Origin of the sequence: Cupriavidus basilensis OR16, from assembly GCF_000243095.1 — a bacterium.
GTDB classification, from domain to species: Bacteria; Pseudomonadota; Gammaproteobacteria; order Burkholderiales; family Burkholderiaceae; genus Cupriavidus; species Cupriavidus basilensis_D.
The window spans coordinates 1-13,886 of record NZ_AHJE01000003.1 but is presented as its reverse complement, the minus strand read 5'-3'; the positions used below and the strand labels follow the sequence as shown (position 1 = coordinate 13,886).

Below are 13,886 nucleotides of genomic sequence, written 5' to 3'. Positions count from 1 at the left end.
ATGAGCCAACGCATTACCGTGCACGACATGACCCTGCGCGACGGCATGCACCCGAAGCGCCACCAGATCTCGCTCGACCAGATGAAGACGATCGCCCGCGGCCTGGACGACGCCGGCGTGCCGCTGATCGAAGTGACCCATGGCGACGGCCTGGGCGGCGCCTCGGTCAACTACGGCTTTCCCGCGCATAGCGACGAGGAATACCTGCAAGCCGTGCTGGGCGAACTCAAGCAGGCCAAGGTCTCCGCCCTGCTGCTGCCCGGCATCGGCACCATCGACCACCTGCGCATGGCGCATGAACTGGGCGTGCACACCATCCGCGTAGCCACCCACTGCACCGAGGCCGATGTCTCCGAGCAGCATATCGGCATGGCACGCAAGCTCGGCATGGACACCGTGGGCTTCCTGATGATGGCGCACATGGCGCCGGTGGCGAAGCTGGTGGAACAGGCACTGCTGATGGAGTCCTATGGCGCCAACTGCCTCTACATCACCGATTCCGCGGGGCATATGCTGCCGCACGACGTCACCGCCAAGCTGACGGCCGTGCGCCAGGCGCTCAAGCCGGACACCGAACTGGGTTTCCACGGCCACCACAACCTCGCCATGGGGATCGCCAACTCGCTGGCGGCCGTGGCCTGCGGCGCCACCCGCATCGACGCGGCAGCCGCCGGGCTGGGCGCCGGCGCCGGCAACACGCCGATGGAAGTCTTCGTGGCGGTCTGCGAGCGCATGGGCATCGAGACCGGCGTGGATGTGTTCCGCATTGCCGACGTGGCCGAAGACCTGGTGGTGCCCATCATGGACCAGCCGATCCGCATCGACCGCGATGCACTCACGCTGGGCTACGCCGGCGTGTATTCGTCGTTCCTCTTGTTCGCCAAGCGCGCCCAGGCCAAGTACGGCATTCCGGCGCGCGAGATCCTGGTTGAGCTGGGGCGCCAGCGCCTGGTGGGTGGGCAGGAAGACATGATCGAGGACACCGCCATGACGCTGGCGCGGGAGCGTGGGTTGATGGCTTGACGGGACGCGGCAACCCCATATTTGCCCTGGCCGCCTACCGTGACCAGGGCAGATGCCTGTTTCATCACCTGCCGTCAAAGAATAGCCAAGCCTCCCGGCCATCTTCATTTAGAATATATGACCATAGACATATGACCAGGAGCAGATATGGAGAGGCAAGTCTCAAAATCGGACTTCAAGGCACACAGGGGATAGGAGGCACACGCGCTGGAGTACTTCCGCCAGGTTGAGGACTCGGGCGAACCTCTGGTGGTGACCAACCACGGCAAGCCGGTCCTCGAGGTCCGTCCGTATCGGAGCAGCTCGCGTAGCCCGCTGGAAATCCTGCGCGATTCCGTGGTGCGCTACGACGCACCGACCGAGCCGGTGGACGCGGATGACTGGGAGGCGGCACAGTGATCGTCCTGGACACGCACACGCTCGTCTGGTGGGTGAGCGGCGATCCGCTGCTGAGCAGGAAGGCCAAGGCGAGCATTGAGAAGGAACTGGACGGCGGCCAGATACTGGTCTCATCGATTTCCGCATGGGAAATCGCAGCGCTGGTGGCGCGCGAGCGCCTTGTGCTTTCGATGGATGCGACGAGCTGGTTCGCCACCGTGGGGCAGCTTGAAGCGGTGCGCGTAGTACCCGTGGATACCGAGATCGCCATCAAGTCAGTAGAACTTCCGGGCGTATTCCACAAGGATCCGGCCGACCGCATGATCGTGGCCACCGCGCGCAAGTTCTCCGTGCCGCTGGTGACGAAGGACGAGAAGATCCGCGCCTACCCGCACGTCAAGACGATCTGGTAACGGCTCCCGGAACCGGCGAGACGCTTTGCCGTAAAGCAGCGCCGGCCAGATGCGGCAGGCTGCGGCTGGCCAGCCCGCCGCAGCCTGCACGCCTACCCCTCAAACACGTGATGCAACGCCGGCGGTTCGATCCCGGCAATATTGAGCTCGAACTCGCGCCGCGCCACACTGCCCGACCGCACGCTTTCACTGTCCGTGTAGAACTGCCCGTACCAGTCGCGCATCTGGTAGATCGGCCCATCGCCCTCGCACAGCAGCGGGTTGTCGATGCGGATCTTGCTGTCCCAGATCGCCACGTCCTCGTAGAAGGCGCCGCGCGCCTGCTCCACGTACGCCTGCGCCACGGCGCGGTTCTGCTCTTCCGACAGGCCCGGCACGCGCTTGACCAGCACCCCGTAGCGCAGCTCGAAGCTGTTGGCATCCACCGGCACATGGCAGTTGAGCAGGATGGAGTGGATGGGCTGGTCGCCCATGCGCCCGCTCATTTCCGTGATGTGGTACGCGGGGCCGAAGTAGGTGGAGAGCGCGGTCAGCTGGTCTTCGCCGGAGAGCCTGGCGCTGCGGCCAACTATCAGCTGCGTGCCCTTGTGGCCCTCGAACAGGTTGGCGAAGTAATCGACCGGGGCACCGTGCACGGTGCCGAAGTGCGCCATGTCGGAGATATTGTCGACCAGCTCGCGGCAGTTGGTGTGGATCAGCATCTTGTCCAGCGCCCACTCCGACCACGCTTCGGAAAAGCACGCCTCGATGCGCGGGATGGCCACTTCCGGTGGCGGCGCGTTGCCTTGCGGGTCATGCCAGATGAACAGCAGCTTGTTCTGCTCGCAAGTGGTCCAGCTGCCGATGCGCGCCTTGGGCGGCACGCGCTTGCAGTAGGGAATCGATTTGCAGCCACCGTCGCCGCCCCATTGCCAGCCATGGAACGGGCAGGCGATATGTCGCCCTGCACGGTGCCGGTGCTGAGATCCGCGCCCATGTGCGGGCAATAGCCGTCGATGATCTTGATATTTTCAATCTTGTAGCCTTGTGTGGACATGTCTTCTCCTGATAGTTCTATGTGGCCCGCCGCGCCCGGGCGCCCCGGCGCCGGACCTTGGGCCATGCACCACGATACGGACCGGGCACGTGCACTTCATCGTCCCTTCGGACTAGGACCGGCCTGCCGCGCGAAGCGCCGCTTCAGGCCTGCGCCAGCGGGCAGCACGCTCGCTCATGCCGCGTCCGACTTGAGCACGCGCTCGCCGGTCGCGGCGATGTCGCCCGCGCGAGCCTGCGCGCCGGCGGTCATCCTGCCGGCGCGCGCGCGTTCCTCTTCCTCCACGCCCAGCCAGCTGGCCAGCGCCGGCAGCAGGAACACCGCGCCGAACAGGTTGACCATGAACATGAAGGCCAGCAGGATGCCCATGTCCGCCTGGAACTTGAGCGCGGCGAAGGCCCAGGTGCCTACCCCGATGCACATCGTCATGGCCGTGAACAAGGCCGCGGTGCCGCGCTGGCGCATGGCTTCGGCGAAAGCCTGCGGCAAGCCCTGGCCTTCCTCGCGCAGTTGGTGCTGCATGCGCTCATAGAGATAGATGCCGTAGTCCACGCCCACGCCCACGCCCAGCGTGATCACCGGCAGCGTCGAGACCTTCAGGCCGATCCCCAGCCGCGCCATCAGCGCATTGCACAGGATGGACACCAGCGTCAGCGGCACGATGATGCAAAGCACGGCGCGCCAGGAGCGGAAGGTCAGCAGGCATAGCAGCGTGATGGCGCCGAAGATCGCCAGCAGCATGGTCACCTCGGCCTCTTCCACCGCCTCGTTGGTGGCCGCCATCACGCCGATATTGCCGCCACCAAGGCGGAAGGCCACGTTGGGCGTGCGATCCGCGGCGATGAAGCGCTGGATTTCCTTCACGATGTGGGCGATGGTGGCCCCTTCGTGGTTGGCGGTGTAGATCAGCACCTGGATGGCCTGGCAGTTCGACGTGTTCATGCCGTTGTCCGGGTCGAAGGCCTTGGCGCCCTGGCTCAGGCCCTCGCTATTGCGCGGCAGTGCCTCCCAGCGCGGATTGCCTTCGTTGTAGGCCCCGATCACCACCTTGGCTAGCGAGGGCACGCTCACCACCGATTGCACCCCGGCCACGCCGCGCAAGTTCATCTCGAAGCGCTCCACCGCGCTCATCACCGGGTAGTGCAGGCAGGCGTCGTCGAACCCCTTGGGCTCCACCACCACCGTGAGCGCGTCCACGCCGATGTTGTACTGGCCGACGATCTTCTCGCTGTCGCGGTTGTAGCGCGAGTCGGCGCGCAACTCGGGCGCACCGTTGCCGATGTCGCCGACTTTCAGCCCGCGCGACTGCAGCGCGCCCACCGCCAGCAGCGCCAGCGACACGCCGAACACCGCCAGCGCCGGCCCCGGGCGGGCAAAGCGGCCGAACCGGTCCCAGAACGCGCCGTGCCGCCCGGCACGCGCGCGGGCAGCCACCACCACGCCCGGCTCCAGGCGCGTGTACGACAGCAGCAGCGGCAGGAACACCTTGTTGGTCACGATCATCAGCAACACGCCCAGGCACGCGGTAATGCCCAGTTCGCGCACGATCTCGATCTCGATGCGCATGATCACCATGAAGCCCAGCGCGTTGGTCAGCAAGGCCACCGTGCCCGGGATAAAGAGCTTGCAGAAGGCGGCGCGGGCGCTCTCGACCGGGTCGTGGCCCAGCACCACCTCCTGCTTCCAGGCATTGGTCAGCAGCGCCACCGCCAGCGCCAGCAGGGTGATGCGCAGCGAGCGCGTGTAGCCGTACAGCATCAGCGCCGTCACCGCGAAGGCCAGCGCGAAGAACACCATCACGCCGGCGATACCTTGCTCCACGTCGCCCACCAGCTTGGCAAAGCCAATGACATTGACCTCGACGTCGGGACCGGCAAAGCCAGCGCGGATCTTCTCCAGCTGGCGCGCCACTTCGCCATAGTCGAGCGCCTTGCCGGTGACGGGGTCCACTTCGCGCAGTTCGGCGCGGATCAGGGCAGACTTGAGATCATTGCTGACCAAGCGCCCGATCTGCCCGGAGCGCGCCACATTGCGGCGCACCTGGTCGAGCTGCTCAGGCGAGCCGGAGAACCGCCCCGGCACCACCACGTCGCCGCGGAAACCCGCCTCGGTCACCTCGGTGTAGCGCACGTTCGGCGTGAACAGCGAGAACACGCGCGCGCGGTCCACGCCGGGGATGAAGAAGACTTCGTCGGTGGCCCGGCGCACCTTGTCCATAAAGGCCTGGTTGTAGATATCGCCGTCGCCCTTCCAGCGCAGGCTGACCAGAACGGTGTTGGCGCCCGAGAAGTTGCTGGCGTACTTGCCCAGCACCTGCATATAGGGATGCTGCAGCGGGATCATCTTGTTGAAGCCCGGATCGAGCCGCAGGCGCGTGGCGGACAAAGCCATCGCCACGGTCATCGCCAGGCATAGCACCAGCAACAGGCGGCGGCGCCGGATCAGCAGGTCCGCACAATGCGCGACGAAGCGGCTCAGGCGGGTGGTGGTGGCCCGGGGGCCGGGGATTTCGGGGCGGGTCATGGTGTTCTCGCTTCTATGCAATGCGGTGAGGTGCTAAGCGCTGCGGCGGGGGGAAGATCAGGGCGCGGCATCCGGGGCCAGGGTGAAGCGGGTAATCCCCGCGTTGCCGGCCAGCGTCAGGGCATTCCCGCCGGCGCCCGGGATGAGCGCAGCGAGCGTCTGCGCGCTGCCGCCCGCCACCGGTTTGAAATGGCGCCCGCCATCACGAGAACGAGGTCTTGAGCCCCACTTCGGCGGCCTCCCAGCTCGCGCCGAAGTCGGCGCTGCGCAGCACGTTGCCGCGCATGCCATAGACCAGCCAGGCGCCGTCGCGCAACGGCAGCACGCCGTAAAGCGAGCCCTCGTAGGGCACCTTGACCGCGTCCCAGGTGGCGCCGCCATCGGCGGAGCGCAGCACCAGGCCGTTCTCGCCCACCAGCATCATGCGGCCCTGGCGGTCGCCAGCGATGCCATTCAGGTGCTTGTCCTGCATCTGCGGCGTGGCGGCGGACTGCCAGTGCTCGCCCTGGTCGCGCGACACCAGGAAGCGCCCGAAGCTGCCGATGGCGAACCACGGGCCCGCCGCCTGGCCCCAGACGCCCAGCAAGGGGTCCGACTGCGCCGCATCGAAGGCCACCTGCCGCCAGTGCTCGCCGCCGTCGGTGGTGCGCAGGATCCAGCCGCCATGCCCCACCGCGACGCCGACCCGGTCGTCCTTGCCGCCGGCAAAGGCAAGCTGCGTGAGCGCGGCGCCATGCTCCGGCGTCACGCTGGCGCGCCGCCAGTGCGCGCCTTCGTCGTCGCTGAGCAAGATCGTGCCGCGCTCGCCGGCCGCCACCAGGCGCTCACCGGCTCGCGCGATGCCATTGAGCTGCAGCCGATCCGCCCGCATGGCGGTGGCGGCAAAGGCAGGCAAAGGCCGCGGCGAGAAGGACCATGCCGCGGCAGCCAATACCGTCAGCGACATGGCGATGCCAATCACTTGTTTCATTGTCGTCTCCTCCGTGCCGGGGGCATGGCCGGCCTTTTGCTGGCCGTTCGCACTGTCACCGGCAATGGCCGCTACAGCACGTCGAACAGCGCGGCGGCGCCCATGCCGCCGCCCACGCACATCGTCACCACCGCATGCGCGGCCCCGCGCCGGCGCGCTTCGAGCAAGGCGTGCGCGGTCATGCGCGCGCCCGACATGCCAAAGGGATGGCCGATTGCGATGGCGCCGCCATTGACGTTCAACCGTGCGTCCGGAATGCCGAGCATGTCCCGGCAATACAGCACTTGGCAGGCGAAGGCTTCGTTCAGCTCCCACAGGCCAACATCCTTGACCGTCAGGCCGTGACGCGCCAGCAGCCTGGGCACGGCGAACACCGGGCCGATGCCCATCTCCTCCGCTGCGCAACCCGCTACCGCCATGCCGCGATAGCGGCCCAGCGGGCGCAGGCCGCGGCGCTCGGCCTGCTCGCGGCTCATCAGCAGCACGGCGGCGGCGCCGTCCGACAGTTGCGAGGCATTGCCCGCGGTGATGTGGCGCCCTTGCGGCACCGCGCGCCCGCCGCTCCATACCGGCTTGAGCGCGGCCAGGCTGTCGGCGCTGGTATCGGGCCGGTTGCATTCGTCCTGTGCGAGGCGAACGGTCTCGTGCCCGGTGAGCGCGCCCGCCTTGTCGAACAGGGCGCGGCGCGTCTCCAGCGGCACGATCTCGTCATCGAACAGGCCCTGGCGCTGCGCCTCGGCGGTGCGCTGCTGGCTGCGCAGCGCGTACTCGTCCTGCGCCGCCCGGGCGATGCCATAGCGTTGCGCCACCACTTCAGCGGTCTCGATCATCGCCATATAGGCGTCCGGCTGCCGGGCCAGCACCGCCTCGGATTGCGCGCGATAGGCGTTCTTGTGCTTGTTCTGCGTGAGCGAGATCGACTCGGCACCACCGGCCACCACGATGTCGGCCTCGCCGCAGATGATGCTTTTCGCGGCCGTGGCGATGGTCATCAGCCCCGACGAACACATGCGGTCCATGGTCATGCCCGGCACGCTGTCGGGCAGGCCCGCCGCCACCGCGCACAGCCGGCCCAGGTTGTAGCCCTGCGTGCCCTGCTGCGCGGCGGCGCCGATCAGCACATCGTCGACCTCGGCCGGGTCGATCCCCGCCCGCTCCACCACGGCGCGCACCACGTGCCCGCCCAGCGCCGGCGCCTCGGTATCGTTGAAGGCGCCGCGGAATGCCTTGCCGATGGGCGTACGCGCCACGGCGACAATGACTGCTTCTCTCATGCTGCTTTCCTTGGATGTATCAAAAGTAATAGCGGCTGATGGTGTCGGCCACGCAAGCGGGCTTATCCTCGCCCTCGATTTCCACGCTGACGCGCACCACCGACTGCACGCCGCCCGGCAGCGCCTCGGCGCGCACCAGCTCGCCCACGCCACGCAGGCGTGAGCCAACCCGCACCGGCGCCGGGAAGCGCACCTTGTCGCAGCCATAGTTGACGCCCCAGCGCAGGTTTTCCACGGTCAGGATCTCCGGCAGGAACTGGTTGACCAGCGACAGGGTGAGATAACCGTGCGCAATGCAAGCGCCAAAGGGGCCTTGCGCTGCGCGCTCGGGATCCACGTGCAGCCATTGGTGGTCGCCCGTGGCCTCGGCAAAGCCGTCGATGCGCGCCTGCGTGATGACGGTCCAGGCGCTGTGGCCCAGTTGCTCGCCCACGGCGCTCATCAGCGCCTCGGCGGAATTGAATACTCGTGTCATGCCTCTCCTTGCCTCGCTGCTGCCCTGTTCTGGGATTCCTGCTCCGCGCGGGCCACTAGCCGCTACGCCCGCTGACTGCTGACAGGCAACACTTCGCCCGTCATATACGACGCATAATCGCTGGCCAGGAACACCATCACGTTCGCCACCTCCCACACCTCGGCCGCCCGCCCGAACGCCTCGCGCGAGGCCAGCTCCTGCAGCAACTCCGCCGGCGCCGACTTCCGCAGGAAATCGTGCAGTGCGATACTCGGCGCCACCGCATTGATGCGCACGCCAAACTCCGCAGCCTCCACCGCGCTGCAGCGTGTCAGCGCCATCACGCCGGCCTTGGCGGCGGCGTAGTGGGCCTGCTCCTTCTGCGCCCGCCAGCCCAGCACCGAGGCGTTGTTGACGATGGCCCCGCGCCGGCGCGCCTGCATATGCGGCAGCATGGCCCGCGTCATCCGGAAGGTGCCGGTAAGCGTAATGTCGAGCACCCGCGACCATTCGGCATCGTCCATCTCGACTATGCGGCGCGAGCCGCCCAGCCCGGCGTTGTTGATCAGCACATCGGTGCCGCCCAGCGCCTCCTCGGCGGCCGCCACCAGGGACCGCACCTGGGCCTGGTCGGAGACGTCACAAAGCTGGCCATGGATCGCCTGCAGGCCGGTCTCGGCGCGCAGGGTTGCCACAGCCTCGCTGAGCCGCTTCTCGTGGATATCGGAGATCATCAGCGCCCGGCAGCCCTCCTCCGCGCAGCGGCGGGCGGCGGCAAAGCCGATGCCCGCGCCGGCGGCGGCGGTAATCAGCACGCTCTTGCCAGCCAGCAGTTGGTGGCCGGCCACATAGGCCGGCGGGGGGACCTGGGTGCCGGCCTTGGCCGGTTGCTTGTCTGCCATTTCAGTCATGACTGTCCTCTGGCCTCGCGGGGCATGCCCAGCCCGCGCTCGGCGATGATGTTGAGCTGGATTTCGTTGGTACCGGCGTAAATGGTGTCAGCGCGCGAGAACAGCGCCATCTGCTGCAGGCGCGTGCGGCGCACGTCCGCTTCGTCGATCCGGTTGGCGTTGGGGCCGAGCACGTCGAGCGCGAGCTGGCCCAGGTCGCGGTGCCAGTTCGACCAGTAGTACTTGTAGATCAGCGTCTCGCGCTGCGGTGCCGCGCTGGCATCGCCAGCACGCCCTCGGCGCCTTCCAGCATGCGCAGCGCGTTGTAGCGCATCACCCGCAGGCCGGCCCAGGCACGCGCCATGCGCTGGCGCAGCGGCGCGTCCTGCCAGGCGCCGTTCGCGCGCGCGGCCTCGGCGATCCAGCCAAGCTCGTGGGTGAACTGCATCTGCTGGCCCAGCGTGGAGATGCCGCGCTCGAAACCCAGCAGCGCCATGGCGATGCGCCAGCCGTCGCCCGGCGCGCCCAGCACATCGCCGGCGGCGGCGCGCGCGCCATCGAAGAACACCTCGTTGAACTCCACGCCGCCACCCATCTGGCGGATCGGGCGGATTTCCACGCCCGGCTGCGCCAGCGGCATCAGCAGGAAGACCAGGCCCTTGTTGCCGCGCGACGCCGGATCGCAGCGCGCCAGCACGAAGATCCAGTCCGACTCGTGGGCCAGCGAAGTCCACACCTTCTGCCCGCTCACGCGCCAGTCCCCGCTGACGGGATCGCGCTCGGCGCGGGTGCGCACATTGGCGAGATCCGAGCCGGCGCCCGGCTCCGAGTAGCCCTGGCACCAGAACGCCGTGCCATTGCGGATGCCCGGCAGGAAGCGGGCCTGCTGCGCCTCGCTGCCGAAGGCGATCAGCGTGGGGCCGATCAGCCCTTCGCCGATATGGCCCATGCGGCCGGGGCCGCCGGCACGCGCGTACTCCTCCTGGAAGATCACCTGCGACATCACCGGCAAGCCGCGCCCGCCGTGCGCCTGCGGCCAGCCCACGCAGGTCCAGCCACCTTCGGCCAAGCGGCGCTCCCAGGCCTTGCGCAGCCCCGGATGCGCCTCTTCGTCGCCGGGGCCGCCGCGATGCTTCAGGCAGTCGAATTCGCCGCGCAGGTTGGCGGACATCCAGTCCGCCACCTCCGCACGCAGTTGCGCTTCGCTGGCGGAGGTATTTTGGTTTTCCATCGAATCCATGCTGATCCTTGCGCTGCTGAGTTGGCTCATGCGGCCAACAGGCCGTCGGCGATCCGGGCGAGCGCGGCGGCAGCACCGCCCAGCCAGCCACTCCCTGCCAGGCCCGCGCGGCACCGTGCACCGCGGAGCGCGCGGCTTCCACCGCCACCATCATCTGCGCGCAGCGGTGCTTGACGGCCTGGAAGGCGGCGATCGGCCGGCGAACTGGACGCGTTCGGCGGCATAGGCCACGGTGAGGTCGAGGCATTGCTGGGCGCCGCCGAGCTGCTCGGCGGCGAGCATCAGGCTGGCGTGCCACATGGCGGCGCCCACGCCTGCCGCCACCCCGGCGCCTTGCGCCAGGCAGGCATTCGCCTCCACGCGCAGCCCGTCGAAGACGAGGTCGGCCAGCGGGCGGGTACGGTCCAGCACCGCCAGCCGGCGCAGCCCGAAGCCTGGCTGGCCTGCCAGCGCTGCGGTTTGCAGCAGGAACAGCGCCGGCTGCCCTGCCGCGTCGCCGGACAGGCGCGCGGGCACCAGCAGCCAGTCCGCGCCGGCGGCATCGAACACCTGTGCCACCTGCCCGTCCAGCACGTAGCCATCCCCGGCCACAGCGGCAGTGACCGTCAGCGCATCGGCATCGAGCGAGCCATCCGCGCCGGGCGCCATCCAGGCAGGCAAGGCCAGCGCGGCACGCGCCTCGCCCTGCGCCAGCCGCGCCAGCCACGGCGCGGCTGGCGCGGGCGCGAGGCTGCCCGCCAGCGCCGGCGCCGCCAGGCAGATGGCCGACCAGTACGGCACGCAGGCCAGCCGCTGGCCCATCTGCTCCATCAACAGCGCCAGCTCGACGGCGCCCAGCCCGGCGCCGCCGGCCGCCTCCGGCAAGGCAATGCCGCACCAGCCCAGCTCGCCGGCCATTTCCCGCCACAGGGCAGTGTCATGGCCGTCCTGCGCCGCGTCCGCGGCCGCATCCACCACCCGCCGGACCGCTGCCGAATCGCTGCGCACGGCCAGGAAATCGCGTGCGGTGTCGCGGATCATTTGTTGTTCCAGGGAGAGCGTGAAGCGCATCGTCCGTCCCCGCCTCAGGTGCCATAGACGCGTTGCGCGGGCTCGGCGCGGGCGAGCAGCGCGTCGATCGCGCCACCCAGTTCGCCCACTTGCCAGAGCGCGCCCTTGTCGGTACGCACGCCAGTGCGCCAGCCGTGCGCCAGCGCCACCATGCCGCCCGCCACCTCGAACACGCGGCCGGTGACATGGCGCGAAGCCGCGCTGCCAAGCCAGACCACCAGCGGCGCGATATTGGCCGGATCGTAGTAGTCGAAGCCTTCCGCCGGCGCTTTCATCATCTCGGCGAACACGCCTGCTGTCATGCCAGTGCGGGCCGCTGGCACGAGCGCATTGGCGGTGATGCCATAGCGCTCCAGTTCCGCCGCCTGCACCAGCGTCAGCGCGGCAATGCCGGCCTTGGCGGCGGCGTAGTTGGACTGGCCCACCGAGCCTTGCAGCCCCGCGCCGGAGCTGGTGTTGACGATGCGCGCGTCAACCTGCCGCCCGGCCTTGGCCGCGTCGCGCCAGCGCCGGGCCAGCAGGTTGGCCAGGCAGAAGTGGCCGCGCAGGTGCACGTGCATCACATCGTCCCAGTCGGCTTCGCTCAAGCTGACGAACATGCGGTCGCGGCAGATGCCGGCGTTGTTGACCAGCACGTGCACCTCGCCGAACGCCGCCAGCGCGGCATCGACGATGCGCTGGGCCGTGGCCAGTTGCGTGATGTCGTCATCGCTGGCGAGCGCCTGCCCGCCTTGCGCGCGAATCTCCGCGCATACCGCCTCGGCCGCCTCGCGGCGAATATCGTTGACCACCACGCTGGCGCCTTCGGCAGCGAAGGCCAGCGCGTAGGCACGCCCCAGGCCGCCGCCGGCGCCGGTGATGATGACGGTCCGTCCGTCGCAGATTCCCATGTCGCTACTCCCCTTATCCGTTGCTTGCGCCAATGCCCCGGGAACCCGGCTCACAGGCGCTCGATGATGGTGACGTTGGCCAGGCCACCGCCTTCGCACATGGTCTGCAGGCCGTAGCGGCCGCCCGTGCGCTCCAGTTCATGCAGCAGCGTGGTCATCAGCCGCGCGCCGGTGGCACCGAGCGGATGCCCCAGCGCGATGGCGCCGCCGTTCGGGTTGGTGCGCTCGGCCGGGTAGCCGGTCTCGGCCAGCCAGGCCATCGCCACCGAGGCAAACGCCTCGTTGATCTCCACTACTTCGATGTCCTCCCAGCGCAAGCCGCTGCGCGCCAGCGCGCGCTTGGTGGCGGGAATGGGCGCGGTCAGCATCCACAGCGGGTCGTCGCCCAGCACGCTCATATGGGCGATGCGCGCGCGCGGCGTGAGCCCGTAGCGTTTGAGCGCGTCTTCGGAGACCACCAGCAATGCCGACGCCGCGTCCGCGGTCTGGCTGGAGACCGCGGCGGTCAGTGCACTGCCGGGCATCAGTGGTTCGAGCGATGCCATCTTGGCGAGCGTGGTATCGGGCCGCGGCGTTTCGTCATGGACTACGCCTTCGCAGGGCACGATCTCGCGCTGGAAGCGGCCGCTCTCGATGGCCATGGCGGCACGCTGGTGGCTTTGCAGCGCATAGGCTTCCATCGCCTCGCGGGACAGCTGCCAGTGCTCGGCGATGCGCTGCGCGGCGTCGAACTGCGACACCGGCCGGTCGCCGAAGCGCGCCTGCCAGCCCTTGCTGCCGGAGAACGGATCGGAGAAGCCAAGCGCCTGCCCCGCCAGCATGGCCGACGAGATCGGGATCTGCGTCATGGTCTGCACGCCGCCGGCGACGACCACGTCCTGGTTGCCGCTCATCACCGCCTGCGCGGCGAAATGAATGGCCTGCTGCGATGAGCCGCACTGGCGGTCTACGGTCACGCCAGGCACGGTGAGCGGCAGCCCGGCGGCCAGCCAGGCGCTGCGGGCGATATTGCCGGCCAGCGGCCCGATGGTGTCGACGCAGCCGAACACCACGTCGTCATACTCCGCGGCCGGGATGGCATTGCGGCCCACCAACTGGGCCAGCACGAAGCCGCCCAGGTCAGCGCCGTGCATGTGTGCGAGGCCGCCCTTGCGGCGTCCCGTCGGGGTGCGCAGCGCGTCGACGATATATGTGACCCGTGTGCTGGCCGGCCCCGTCAAAGTGTTGGTGCCAGGTTGGCTGTGGTGGCAAAGGTGGCGCCAGCGCCGATCGGCACGGCCGCCCCGAGGATGTGCGCGTCCACGCGCGCCTTGTGCAAGGCCCGGTCGCCCCAGCTGTCGGCCAAGGCCCAGGCACGCTTCATGAAGATCTGCAGGTCCAGCTCCCAGGTGTAGCCCATGGCGCCGTGCACCTGCATGGTGTGGCGTGCCGCGAGCAGCGCGGCGCGCGTGGCGGCCAGCAGCGCGTGCGACACATGCAGCCCGGCGGTGCCATGGCCTTGCGCCAGCGTGCAGGCCGCGCGGTACACCACCGGCTTGGCGAATTCGTGCTGGATGGCGACATCCGCCAGCAGGTGCTTGAGCGCCTGGTTGGCGCCGATGGCCTTGCCGAACTGCTTGCGCTGGATGCTGTAGTCGATGGCGATGTCCAGCATGCGTTGCGTCAGGCCCAGCATCTGCGCGGCGACGCCGAGCGCCCGCGGTTGAGCGCGGCTTCCCACACGGCCTTCGCGGCCGTCGCGGGCA

Annotated in this window: 11 protein-coding genes and 5 pseudogenes; 3 read left to right on the top strand and 13 right to left on the bottom strand. The window is 68.8% G+C overall.

Translation table 11 applies throughout. The features are described from left to right. The 3 genes from dmpG to OR16_RS00930 all read left to right on the top strand — a co-directional run bounded on the left by dmpG (position 1) and on the right by OR16_RS00930 (position 1,814). Positions 1–1,023 (top strand): 4-hydroxy-2-oxovalerate aldolase, encoded by a 1,023-nt coding sequence (gene dmpG / locus OR16_RS00940; RefSeq protein ID WP_006156094.1) that lies wholly within the window; start codon positions 1–3, stop codon positions 1,021–1,023. Positions 1,024–1,230: 207 nt separating this feature from the next. Continuing rightward, positions 1,231–1,422, top strand: coding sequence for a type II toxin-antitoxin system Phd/YefM family antitoxin (locus OR16_RS00935; RefSeq protein WP_237716888.1), 192 nt, complete (start codon positions 1,231–1,233; stop codon positions 1,420–1,422). Continuing rightward, positions 1,419–1,814 carry a type II toxin-antitoxin system VapC family toxin gene (locus OR16_RS00930; RefSeq protein ID WP_006156092.1) on the top strand — a complete coding sequence of 132 codons (396 nt, stop codon included), beginning with the start codon at positions 1,419–1,421 and terminating at the stop codon, positions 1,812–1,814. The genes OR16_RS00935 and OR16_RS00930 overlap by 4 nt, the downstream gene beginning before the upstream one ends. 92 nt (positions 1,815–1,906) lie before the next feature. Here OR16_RS00930 and OR16_RS00925 read toward each other — a convergent pair whose 3' ends face one another. The 13 genes and pseudogenes from OR16_RS00925 to OR16_RS00875 form a co-directional block, all read right to left on the bottom strand. After that, positions 1,907–2,677: a hypothetical protein gene (locus OR16_RS00925; protein ID WP_006156091.1), complete on the bottom strand. Its 771-nt coding sequence runs from the start codon at positions 2,675–2,677 to the stop codon at positions 1,907–1,909. Positions 2,678–2,728: 51 nt separating this feature from the next. Next, positions 2,729–2,800 (bottom strand): annotated as a pseudogene (locus tag OR16_RS48015) (hypothetical protein); the annotation flags it as partial. A gap of 224 nt (positions 2,801–3,024) precedes the next feature. After that, positions 3,025–5,373 (bottom strand): efflux RND transporter permease subunit, encoded by a 2,349-nt coding sequence (locus tag OR16_RS00920; protein ID WP_006156090.1) that lies wholly within the window; start codon positions 5,371–5,373, stop codon positions 3,025–3,027. Positions 5,374–5,430: 57 nt separating this feature from the next. Next, positions 5,431–6,343 (bottom strand): annotated as a pseudogene (locus tag OR16_RS00915) (WD40/YVTN/BNR-like repeat-containing protein). Between the two features lie 71 nt (positions 6,344–6,414). Continuing rightward, a complete protein-coding gene (locus tag OR16_RS00910; protein WP_006156088.1) occupies positions 6,415–7,617 on the bottom strand; it encodes an acetyl-CoA C-acyltransferase in 1,203 nt (400 codons plus the stop codon). A 19-nt stretch (positions 7,618–7,636) separates the two neighbouring features. Next, complete coding sequence (locus OR16_RS00905; RefSeq protein ID WP_006156087.1) at positions 7,637–8,092, bottom strand: MaoC family dehydratase; 456 nt, start codon at positions 8,090–8,092, stop codon at positions 7,637–7,639. A 62-nt stretch (positions 8,093–8,154) separates the two neighbouring features. Further along, positions 8,155–8,973, bottom strand: a complete 819-nt coding sequence (locus OR16_RS00900) for an SDR family oxidoreductase (RefSeq protein ID WP_006156086.1) — start codon at positions 8,971–8,973, stop codon at positions 8,155–8,157. 5 nt (positions 8,974–8,978) lie between these two features. Further along, a pseudogene (locus tag OR16_RS00895) lies at positions 8,979–10,192 on the bottom strand (acyl-CoA dehydrogenase family protein). A 166-nt stretch (positions 10,193–10,358) separates the two neighbouring features. Beyond that, a pseudogene (locus tag OR16_RS45105) lies at positions 10,359–10,448 on the bottom strand (hypothetical protein); the annotation flags it as partial. Positions 10,449–10,939: 491 nt separating this feature from the next. After that, a pseudogene (locus tag OR16_RS45100) lies at positions 10,940–11,221 on the bottom strand (acyl-CoA dehydrogenase family protein); the annotation flags it as partial. A gap of 44 nt (positions 11,222–11,265) precedes the next feature. Beyond that, positions 11,266–12,141 carry an SDR family oxidoreductase gene (locus OR16_RS00885; RefSeq protein WP_006156084.1) on the bottom strand — a complete coding sequence of 292 codons (876 nt, stop codon included), beginning with the start codon at positions 12,139–12,141 and terminating at the stop codon, positions 11,266–11,268. Between the two features lie 50 nt (positions 12,142–12,191). Then, on the bottom strand, positions 12,192–13,361 hold the full coding sequence (locus OR16_RS00880) for an acetyl-CoA C-acetyltransferase (protein WP_006156083.1): 1,170 nt from the start codon (positions 13,359–13,361) through the stop codon (positions 12,192–12,194). After that, a partial coding sequence (locus OR16_RS00875; RefSeq protein ID WP_006156082.1) for an acyl-CoA dehydrogenase family protein occupies positions 13,358–13,886 on the bottom strand: 529 nt, incomplete at its 5' end. The genes OR16_RS00880 and OR16_RS00875, both read right to left, overlap by 4 nt.